Origin of the sequence: Pantoea sp. Cy-640 (genome assembly GCF_011752635.1) — a bacterium.
Classification (GTDB): domain Bacteria; phylum Pseudomonadota; class Gammaproteobacteria; order Enterobacterales; family Enterobacteriaceae; genus Pantoea; species Pantoea dispersa.
Window position 1 is genome coordinate 500,703 of sequence record NZ_VWXB01000003.1, and the last position, 9,504, is coordinate 510,206.

The window sequence follows — 9,504 nt, forward strand, 5'->3', positions numbered from 1 at the left end:
TGGTAAGGGGCTCGATGATGCAACAGCCTTCACCTTCCCGCAGTAAAACGCTGATTCGTCGTCACTCGCTGCTGATGCGCGTGACGCACTGGGTCAACGCCCTGTGTTTTGCCGTACTGCTGATGAGCGGACTGCAAATCTTTAATGCGCATCCACGTCTGTATGTCGGCCTGTATGGCGCGGACCATGAGCAGCCGGTGTTTGAAATCGGCAATCGTCAGCAGCAGGGATTTGTCCGGCTCGGCTCGCTGCAACTGAATACCACCGGCGTGCTCGGTGTCTCGAAGCTGGAGGGCACGCTGACGGCGCGCGCGTTCCCCGGCTGGCTGACGCTGCCGTCGTGGCAGGATTTGGGAGCCGGTCGCCACTGGCACTTCTTTTTTGCCTGGCTGCTGCTGTTCAACGGCGTGATTTATCTGCTGCACGGTTTCTGGCACCGGCACTTTCGCCGCGATCTGTTGCCAGACCGTCAGCAGTTGGGCGCCCGTCATTTGTGGCAGGAGATTTGCGACCACGCCCGGCTGCGCTTCGCCCGCGGTGAAGCGGCGCGGCGCTATAACGCGCTGCAGAAACTCAGCTATCTGCTGGTGATCTTCGTACTGCTGCCGCTGATGCTGCTCAGTGGATTAACCCTGTCGCCAGCGCTGGATGCGGCGCTGCCGTTTTTACCCGATCTGTTTGGCGGCCGTCCGACGGCGCGCACGGTGCACTTTGTCACCGCCACGCTGCTGGTGCTGTTTGTGCTGGTGCATGTGGTGATGGTGCTGGTGTCAGGCGTGTTCAATAACCTGCGTTCGATGATCACCGGCCGTTACGCGATCGACAAAGAGGATACCCCATCATGAAAATCGAGCTGTCGCGTCGCCGCCTGCTGCTGGGCGCGCTGTCCGGCGCCGGCGCGGCGCTGCTGAGCGGTTGCGATCAACTGACGCAAAACGACACGGTCAGCGGCTGGCTCAATCAGACCGAGCGGCTGACGCGTGCCAGCCAGCGCCTGCTGGGCGGCCAGCGGCTGGCACCGGAGTTCAGCGAGGCCGATATTTCGCCGCTGTTCCGCGCCAACGGCACGCAAATGCCCGACTCCGACGAATATGCGCGTTTGCTGGCGAACGGGTTTGCCGACTGGCGGTTGCGCGTCACCGGGCTGGTGCAACAGCCGCTGAGTTTATCGCTCAGCGATCTGCAGCGGTTTCCCAGTCGCACGCAAATCACCCGGCACGACTGCGTGGAGGGCTGGAGCGCGATTGGCAAATGGCAGGGCGTACCGCTCGGACTGGTGCTGGATGCGGCGCGCCTGCGGCCAGGTGCCCGCTATGTGGTGTTCCTGTGTGCCGACGAGCTGGAGCAGACGCTGGACGGTAGCGGGCGCTATTACGAAAGTATCGATCTGCAGGATGCGTGGCATCCGCAAACGCTGCTGGCCTACCGTATGAACGATCAGCCGCTGCCGGTCGCGCACGGTGCGCCGCTGCGTCTCCGGGTCGAGCGCCAGCTCGGTTACAAGCACGCCAAGTATCTGATGGAAATTAAAGTGGTGGATTCGTTTGCCCAGCTGTGGGGCGGACGCGGCGGCTACTGGGAAGATCGCGGTTACGAGTGGTATGGCGGTATCTGACCGGCAGAACGCAGAAAAGCAAAAAGCCTGCTTTAAAAGCAGGCTTTTCTAAATCTGGCTCCTCTGACTGGACTCGAACCAGTGACATACGGATTAACAGTCCGCCGTTCTACCGACTGAACTACAGAGGAATCGTTTGGAACGGGGCGCATATTATCGGGCAGGCTGTGGCTTGTCAAAGCTCTTTTTCACAATTTTTTCTGACTGCTGAATAAAGCGTCAATTGCCCGACGCGGGCCCGCGCGATGGCGCGAATTAGCGCCAGCACTGCGCCTGATTGTGAGAGATGTCACCAATGCTATGCAAAATTACATTCTGATTTGTCGCTTCTGTCAGATACCTCGCATGTATGATCACAGATATTTCATTTCGCCGTTGTCGCCGCCCAAAACGAAACATATATTCCGGGAAACTCATCCCCGTGAACCGCAGGTGCAGCATGAACAAAGTCAGAATCGGTATGATTGGCAGTGGATATATTGGGCGTTGTCACGCGATTGCCTATGCGCAGGCACCCACGGTGTTCGCCCTGAAGGGCGAGATTGTGCGCGAGATGCTGGCAGAGGTGAATCCGGCGCTGGCGGCGCAGCAGGCGGCCACCTTTGGCTTTGCCCGTTCGACGGGCGACTGGCGCGAGCTGGTGCGCGATCCGCACATCGACGTCGTCGATATCTGCGCGCCCAATTTCCTGCACAAAGAGATGGCGCTGGAGGCGATTCGCCACGGCAAGCACGTCTACTCCGAAAAGCCACTGTCGCTCTCGGTGGCGGATGCCGAAGAGATGGTGCAGGCGGCAGAGCAGGCGGGAGTGAAAACCCTGGTGGGCTTCAACTACATGAAAAACCCCACCAGCCAGCTGGCACGGGAGATTATCGCGCGCGGTGAGATCGGCGAAGTGGTGCACTTTTACGGCACCCATAACGAAGATTATCTGGCACGCGCGGAGACGCCGCTCGACTGGCACTGCCAGAAAGCGCTGGCCGGTCTCGGCGCGCTTGGCGATCTGGCGGCGCATATCGTCAACATGGCGCACTATCTGGTCGGTGATATTGATGAGGTGAGCGGTGACATGATGACGGTGATTAAACAGCGACCGGATCCGAAGGCGCCGTCACGTCTGCTGCCGGTGGAAAATGAAGATCAGGCCAGCGCGCTGCTGCGCTTTAAAAATGGCGCGCACGGCGTGATTGAAACCTCGCGCATCGCCTGCGGCAGCAAGATGGGGCTGACTTATGTGGTGACCGGCACCAAAGGCACGCTGCGCTATACGCAGGAGCGCATGGCTGAGCTGGAACTGTATCTGCACGACGATCCGGCCGGCCGCCAGGGCTTTAAAACCATTCTCACCGGTCCGGCGCACCCGGATTACGCCAGCTTCTGCGTCTCGGCCGGCCACGGCATCGGTTTTAACGACCAGAAAACGGTTGAGATTCGCGATCTGATCAACGGCATCGCCGCCGGCGATCGCATGTGGCCGGATTTTGCCGAAGGGCTGCAGGTGCAGAAGGTGCTGGAAGCGGTGGCGATTTCCGCCGTGGAGCGCCGCTGGATGAAGGTGTGATGCAGAGCGTCAGCCGCAGACGCACGTAACCGGTCGCCATGAATGGCGAGCCTCACAGGGTGCGCATTTATGCGCACCGGGATAATGCAGGAATTTTCCAATGATTACGCCAGCAACGGACACTGCGGCGGCAGGCGGCAGCTCAACGCGCCGGGCTGCACCTCAATCACAAACTCGCTGCCGGACAGCGGCTCGCCGTCGAGGTTAAAGGTCATCTCATGCGGTGAACGGATGGTCAGTGACGTCAGCTGTGCCGCGACAATGTTCGGGTTTTCGTCGTCGCGCGTCAGCGAGTGCAGCAGCGTTGGCAGCAGCTCCTGGGCGGTTACGATGCTGAGATTAAGTTGTCCGTCGTTGATCAGCGCTTCCGGACATAACCGCTGTCCGCCACCGGCCTGACGGCCATTGCCAATGCCAATCACCAGCGCGTCACCCTGCCAGTGAAAGCCCGGTCCGCTGATTTCGCAGCTGTCCGGCTTCAGCGCATCAACGCGCATCAGGCCATGAATAAAATAGGAGACGCCGCCCAGCGCCGATTTCAGTTTCTCCGGCGTTTCCGTAGTGATGCGTGTGCCAAAACCGCCGGTCGCCATGTTGATGAAGTAACGGTCGCCGTTCACCCGCGCCAGATCGATGGCCGTGGCTTTGCCCAGTACCGCCAGCCGCAGTGCCGCTTCCATTTCTGCCGGGATACCGGCGCTGGTAGCAAAATCGTTGGCAGTGCCAAGCGGTAAAATCCCCAGCACCGGCCGCTGCGCGGGTGGCAGGGCGGCCAGCGCGGTGGCAATCTCATTGATGGTGCCATCGCCGCCGCCAGCCACCACGGTTTCCGCTTGCAGCTGCAGCGCTTCCTGCACATAGCGGTCACCGTCGCCTTTTTCCCAGGTCACACGCACCGCCAGGTTAAAGCCTTCGTCGCGCAGGGTATTCACGGCGGCACGCAACTCTTCATTGCCTGCGCCTTTTCCATTCAGAATCAGCAAAGTGAGGGGTTTATTTTGCATTATCGCTTCCCTGATGAGTAAGACAGAGCTGTGGTTATAGCATAGCTGCGGCGGGAACTTTATCGGCGAACGATGAAAAAAAGAAAACCCGCACGGGGGAGCCGGGCGGGTGAATGAGGTGGTTCCTGGTACTACCTGCTGTTTGTTGTTACTCGTTAGCAGCAGGCGCGATTCTAAAGCGCGGCGAAGCGGCGGTCTGTGATCCTGTTCTAACTTCGCCGTTTTCTTTTCATTTAGTGCGATTTTTACCGTGCGGATCGTAAGTGCTGTTACCGTCGGTAAAATTGCGCAGCAGCAGCGCATAGGCCAGATCGACCCCCTCCGGCACGCTGATCCAGACGCGATGACCATCTCCCGGCGCCACCTCAACCGCGGCACCCTTGTCATTCTGCATCGCCTGCAGCGTGCAGTTGAGATTGCCGTCCGGCGTCATGATCTCCACGCTATCGCCCAGCATGAATTTGTTCTTCACCGCGACCTGCGCCCACGTACCGCGCCGCTCACCGGTAAATTCACCAACAAACTGCTGACGCTCCGAAATGGAAAAACCCTGCTCGTAGTTTTGATAGCTGTCATGGGTGTGGCGACGCAAAAAACCTTCGGTATAGCCGCGATGCGCCAGCCCTTCCAGCGTCTCCAGCAGTGCCGGATCGAAAGGTTTGCCGGCGGCTGCATCGTCGATTGCGCGGCGGTACACCTGCGCGGTGCGCGCGCAGTAGTAAAACGATTTGGTGCGGCCCTCAATTTTCAGCGAATGCACGCCCATCTGGCTCAGGCGTTCGACGTGCGCCACCGCGCGCAGATCTTTCGAGTTCATGATGTAGGTGCCGTGCTCATCTTCGAACGCGCTCATCACCTCGCCTGGCTTCATCTTCTCTTCCAGCAGGAATACCCGGTCGGTAGGCTGACCGACGCCGAGCGTCGCGGGCTGCACCGCAACCGGCTGATGGAAGCCAACGATGTTGCCGACCTCATCCTGCTGGCCTTCGGCCACGTTATATTCCCAGCGGCAGGCGTTGGTACAGGTGCCCTGATTGGGATCGCGCTTATTCAGATAGCCAGAGAGCAGGCAGCGGCCGGAGTAGGCCATGCACAGCGCGCCGTGAACAAAGATTTCAATCTCCATCTCCGGCACCTGCTGGCGAATTTCGGCGATCTCCTCCAGCGACAGCTCGCGCGACAGAATCACGCGCGTCAGCCCCATCTGCTGCCAGAACTTCACCGTGGCCCAGTTCACCGCGTTAGCCTGCACCGACAGGTGAATCGGCATCTGCGGGAAGGCTTCACGCACCAGCATGATCAGGCCGGGATCGGACATGATCAGCGCATCCGGCTGCATTTCGATGACCGGCGTCAGATCGCGGATAAAGGTTTTCAGCTTGGCGTTGTGCGGGGCAATGTTTACCACCACGTAAAACTTCTTGCCGAGCGCGTGCGCCTCGCTGATGCCTTTGGCGAGGTTTTCATGGGTGAATTCGTTGTTGCGCACGCGCAGGCTGTAGCGCGGCTGGCCGGCATACACCGCGTCGGCGCCATAGGCAAAGGCGTAACGCATATTTTTCAGCGTGCCTGCCGGCGAAAGCAGTTCGGGTTTAAGCATGGGGAGTTCTCACTGATGTCAGGTCAGCATGCCATCACGGATGGCACGTGCAGCGGCCGCGTCAGGCGGCCCTGCAAAAGGTGGGGAATTGTAGGCAGGGCGACTCCCGATGTAAATTGACCTGGATCAATCTAAGCGGTTACAGCAGGCGGCCAACGTCCGCTTCCCAGCGATATCCCATACCGTACACGGCGCGAATAAACGGCTGTTCGGCATCAAGGTTCTCCAGCTTGCGCCGCAGGTTCTTGATGTGGCTGTCAATGGTGCGATCGGTGACCACGCGATAGTCGTCATACAGATGGTTCAATAGTTGCTCGCGCGAGAACACTTTGCCCGGCTCCAGCGCCAGGGTTTTCAGCAGGCGGAACTCGGCGGGCGTCAGCTCCAGCGGCTGTTCGCGCCAGCTGGCCTGGAAACGCCCTTCGTCGATCAGCAGATGCGAGGCAAGCTGCGCCTCTTCTGGCGAACGTTTCACCCGGCGCAGAATGGTTTTCACCCGCGCCACCACTTCACGTGGGCTGAAGGGTTTGCAGATATAGTCGTCAGCGCCAATCTCCAGCCCGAGCAGGCGATCGATCTCTTCCGTGCGTGCGGTCACCATGATAATCGGCAGCTCGGAGAAGCGGCGAATTTCCCGACACAGCGTCAGGCCGTCACGGCCCGGCAGCATCAAATCCAGTAGCATCAGGTCTGGCGGCGTTTGTTGCACATAACTCAGTACCGCGTTGCCATCGGCGAGATGGTGCGTGCGGTAGTTTGACGCCTGCAGATAATCAATCATCAGCTGCGCCAGTTTGGGTTCGTCTTCCACAACAAGAATCAGGGGATCGCTATTTTCCGTGCTCATAAAGGGTGTCTAGTGAGGAACATACGGCAAGTTTAGCGTGATTTTCAGCCCACCTAAATCAGAGTCGGCCGCATTAATGCTGCCGTCATGCGCCTCAACAATATTCTTGCAGATCGCCAGACCAAGCCCGGAGCCGCCGCTGGCGCGATTGCGCGAGCTTTCGGCGCGGAAGAAGCGCTCAAACAGCTGTGCCTGCTGCTGGCGCTCGACGCCCGGTGCGCTATCGGCAAACTGCAGCTGCCACTGCTCGCCGCTGAGCTGCATACTGAGCTGCACCGTGCCGCCGGCATCGGTGTAGCGCAGGCTGTTTTCCAGCAGGTTAGTAAACAGCTGCATCAGCCGGTCCGGATCGCCAAAGCTGCTGGCCTGCGCCGGCAACATCAGGCTGAGCGTCAACCCCCGGCTGCGATAGCGTTCGCCAAAACTGCCCGCCACCACCTCCAGCAGACTGACCAGATCCACCGGCTGTTTGCGGTAGGCGAGGGCGCCCGCGTCGGAGAGCGACAGCTGGTGCAGGTCTTCCACCAGTTGTGTCAGCAGCGCGACTTCACTCTGCAGCGAACTGATGGCGTCGGGGGTCAGTTTGCGCACGCCATCCTGCATCGCCTCCAGCTCACCGCGCAAAATCGCCAGCGGCGTACGCAGCTCATGGGAAATATCGGCCATAAAGGCGCGCCGGTTGCTCTCATTTTTCTCCAGCGAGCGCGCCAGCTGGTTGAAGTCGCGCGCCAGCTGACCAATTTCGTCGCTGCTGCCGACCTCCACCCGGGTGGTAAACTTGCCCGCCGCCAGCTGATGGGTGCCGTCCACCAGCCGTTTCACCGGCGCCAGCAGGCCGCGCGCCAGCAGCCAGGTGACCAGCGCGGCCAGCAGCGTGGTGAGGCCGACAATCAGCCAGCTGGTCTGACGCTGCTGATGGTCAAAATTGATATCGGTGCTGCGCGTCAGCCGCTCGGCGGGCGACGCAATCACCCAGCCAACAATCTTGCCGTTGCTGGTGGTGATATTGCGGCGTGAGCCTTCCGGCGGCACCGGCGAGCGCGGGCCGGACAATATTTTGTACTGCTGATCGATAATCCAGAACTGGGTGCGCCAGCCGTGCGGCGGCAGCTGCGTGCCGCTGCCAGGATTCTGTTCCAGCGAGCGCAGAATGGTGAAAATCAGCCGATCGTTGTTACGCAGAAAATCCCAGCTACCGTGCTGTTCGTATTGATCGGCCAGCGCATCGCTCAGCAGCGTCAGGCGCTGCTCGTTGCCCTTTTTGATGTAATCGACAAAGCCATGCTCAAAGCTGAGGCGCACGCCCCAGTGCATGGTGATGATCACCAGCATGCAGGTGGAAAAAATCGCCATAAACAGTTTGGCGCTGATGCCGAGTTTTACCGGCTGCTTCATCCTTTTCTCCTGCCTCTCAGGTCCACGTTTTTACTCACATCGGCGGGTACGCGCCAGAACACCAGTGCCGGCAGCGCAATCACCAGCGCCATGCACAAATAGGTGTACATAAAGGTTTGATGGGTCGCGGCGCTGTCGCTCACCGCGCCATGGCCGAAAGCGCCGAGCAGCAGACCGGCCACGGTGACGCCGATACTCATCGACAGCTGCATGATCATCGACAGCAGGCTGTTGCCGCTCGAGGCCAGCTCGTCCGGCAGCTCTTTCAGCGTCAGGGTATTCATGGACGAAAAGCGGATGGCATTGACCATGCCCTGCAACAGCAGCACCACGGGCAGCAGCCAGATCCAGCCGAGCAGCGCCACCACGGGAAACAGCAGCACCACCAGTGCCAGCGCCAGCGTGCCGCCCACCAGCGCGTTACGATAGCCAAACAGATTTACGATGCGCACCACCACGCGTTTGATGCCCATGTTGCCCAGCACCATCGGGATCATCATCAGCCCGGCGTGGAACGGGCTAAAGCCGAGACCCACCTGCAGAAAAATCGGCGTCATAAACGGCAGCATGCCGCTGCCGATGCGGCCGGTGAAGCTGCCGAGCAGGCCGATGGCGTAAATGCGGTTGTCAAACAGCTTCAGGCTAAACAGCGCGTTATCGTTGTTGCGGCCGTGCATCAGGTAGAACAGCAGGGAAAACACCCCCAGCAGAATCAGCAGGCACAGCAGCAGCGGTGAGCCGCCGGCGCTGCGCTGGCCGTCGAGCGCCAGCGTCAGCGTAGCCATGCCGACCGCCAGCAGCACAAAACCAAGGAAGTCAAAGCGTCGCGTCTGCATGGTGTAGTTCGGCATCAGCAGAAGCGTGGCAATGGCACCGATGATGCCGACCGGAATGTTGATCAGGAAGATCCAGTGCCAGCTGGCATACTCCACCAGAATGCCGCCCAGCGCCGGGCCGAGCAGCGGGCCAATCTGGCCGGGCAGGGTGACAAAGGTCATGGCCGACATGTACTGCTCACGCGGCACGATTTTCATCACCGTCAGCCGGCCGACCGGCACCATCATCGCGCCGCCAATGCCCTGGACCACGCGCGCCATCACCAGCTGGTCAAGTGACGTGGCGAAGGCACACAGCAGCGAACCGAGGCTAAACAGCACGATGGCGCAGAAGAAGATGTTGCGCACGCCAAAGCGGTCCGCCAGCCAGCCGCTGAGCGGCAGCGTGACCGCCACGGTGAGCACGTAGGAGACAATCACCGAGTGCATATGCAGCGGGCTGACGTTGAGATCGTGGGCCATCGCCGGAATCGCGGTGTTCACAATGGTGGTATCCAGCGTCTGCATAAAAAAGCCGAAGGCCACAATCCACAGTTGCCAGCGGACAGTGGCGGTTTGTGCGTTCATGGTCATCCCGTGTTAACAGTTTCATCAACCGCAGGTCGCGTAGCGGCGCGATTTATCGCGCGTTGAATTGCGCCGCTAC

At 60.1% G+C, this 9,504-nt stretch carries 8 protein-coding genes and 1 tRNA gene; 3 read left to right on the forward strand and 6 right to left on the reverse strand.

Annotated features, from left to right (window positions below; all coding sequences use genetic code 11):
* The first annotated feature begins 14 nt into the window (after positions 1-14).
* Both F3J36_RS11165 and F3J36_RS11170 read left to right on the forward strand, forming a co-directional pair.
* Complete coding sequence (locus F3J36_RS11165) at positions 15-845, forward strand: cytochrome b/b6 domain-containing protein (RefSeq protein WP_211073005.1); 831 nt, start codon at positions 15-17, stop codon at positions 843-845.
* Positions 842-1,615, forward strand: coding sequence for a molybdopterin-binding protein (locus F3J36_RS11170; RefSeq protein WP_021509306.1), 774 nt, complete (start codon positions 842-844; stop codon positions 1,613-1,615). The genes F3J36_RS11165 and F3J36_RS11170 overlap by 4 nt, the downstream gene beginning before the upstream one ends.
* Before the next feature lie 55 nt (positions 1,616-1,670).
* Here the strand turns inward: F3J36_RS11170 and F3J36_RS11175 are convergent.
* A tRNA-Asn gene (locus F3J36_RS11175) sits at positions 1,671-1,746 on the reverse strand.
* Positions 1,747-2,054: 308 nt separating this feature from the next.
* Between F3J36_RS11175 and F3J36_RS11180 the strand changes: the two genes are divergently transcribed.
* On the forward strand, positions 2,055-3,176 hold the full coding sequence (locus tag F3J36_RS11180; protein WP_058757279.1) for a Gfo/Idh/MocA family protein: 1,122 nt from the start codon (positions 2,055-2,057) through the stop codon (positions 3,174-3,176).
* A 104-nt stretch (positions 3,177-3,280) separates the two neighbouring features.
* On the opposite strand, the gene yegS is transcribed toward F3J36_RS11180, so the two are convergent.
* From yegS to mdtD, 5 genes are all read right to left on the reverse strand, one after another.
* A complete protein-coding gene (gene yegS, locus F3J36_RS11185) occupies positions 3,281-4,180 on the reverse strand; it encodes a lipid kinase YegS (RefSeq protein ID WP_141495220.1) in 900 nt (299 codons plus the stop codon).
* Positions 4,181-4,409: 229 nt separating this feature from the next.
* The gene (gene yegQ / locus F3J36_RS11190; protein WP_021509309.1) at positions 4,410-5,780 is read right to left on the reverse strand and encodes a tRNA 5-hydroxyuridine modification protein YegQ; all 1,371 of its coding nucleotides are present in this window, start codon (positions 5,778-5,780) and stop codon (positions 4,410-4,412) included.
* Positions 5,781-5,919: 139 nt separating this feature from the next.
* Complete coding sequence (baeR, locus tag F3J36_RS11195) at positions 5,920-6,627, reverse strand: two-component system response regulator BaeR (protein ID WP_031280058.1); 708 nt, start codon at positions 6,625-6,627, stop codon at positions 5,920-5,922.
* A 9-nt stretch (positions 6,628-6,636) separates the two neighbouring features.
* Positions 6,637-8,022: a two-component system sensor histidine kinase BaeS gene (gene baeS / locus F3J36_RS11200; protein WP_058757282.1), complete on the reverse strand. Its 1,386-nt coding sequence runs from the start codon at positions 8,020-8,022 to the stop codon at positions 6,637-6,639.
* The gene (gene mdtD, locus F3J36_RS11205) at positions 8,019-9,425 is read right to left on the reverse strand and encodes a multidrug transporter subunit MdtD (RefSeq protein WP_031280060.1); all 1,407 of its coding nucleotides are present in this window, start codon (positions 9,423-9,425) and stop codon (positions 8,019-8,021) included. Before mdtD ends, baeS begins: the two co-directional genes overlap by 4 nt.
* Positions 9,426-9,504: the final 79 nt, after the last annotated feature.

Bases quoted from the DNA above. Each gene is read 5' to 3' on its own strand.
- F3J36_RS11165 (WP_211073005.1), top strand. From the start codon at position 15: ATGATGCAACAGCCTTCACCTTCCCGCAGTAAAACGCTGATTCGTCGT.
- F3J36_RS11170 (WP_021509306.1), top strand. From the start codon at position 842: ATGAAAATCGAGCTGTCGCGTCGCCGCCTGCTGCTGGGCGCGCTGTCC.
- F3J36_RS11180 (WP_058757279.1), top strand. From the start codon at position 2,055: ATGAACAAAGTCAGAATCGGTATGATTGGCAGTGGATATATTGGGCGT.
- yegS (WP_141495220.1), bottom strand. From the start codon at position 4,180: ATGCAAAATAAACCCCTCACTTTGCTGATTCTGAATGGAAAAGGCGCA.
- yegQ (WP_021509309.1), bottom strand. From the start codon at position 5,780: ATGCTTAAACCCGAACTGCTTTCGCCGGCAGGCACGCTGAAAAATATG.
- baeR (WP_031280058.1), bottom strand. From the start codon at position 6,627: ATGAGCACGGAAAATAGCGATCCCCTGATTCTTGTTGTGGAAGACGAA.
- baeS (WP_058757282.1), bottom strand. From the start codon at position 8,022: ATGAAGCAGCCGGTAAAACTCGGCATCAGCGCCAAACTGTTTATGGCG.
- mdtD (WP_031280060.1), bottom strand. From the start codon at position 9,425: ATGAACGCACAAACCGCCACTGTCCGCTGGCAACTGTGGATTGTGGCC.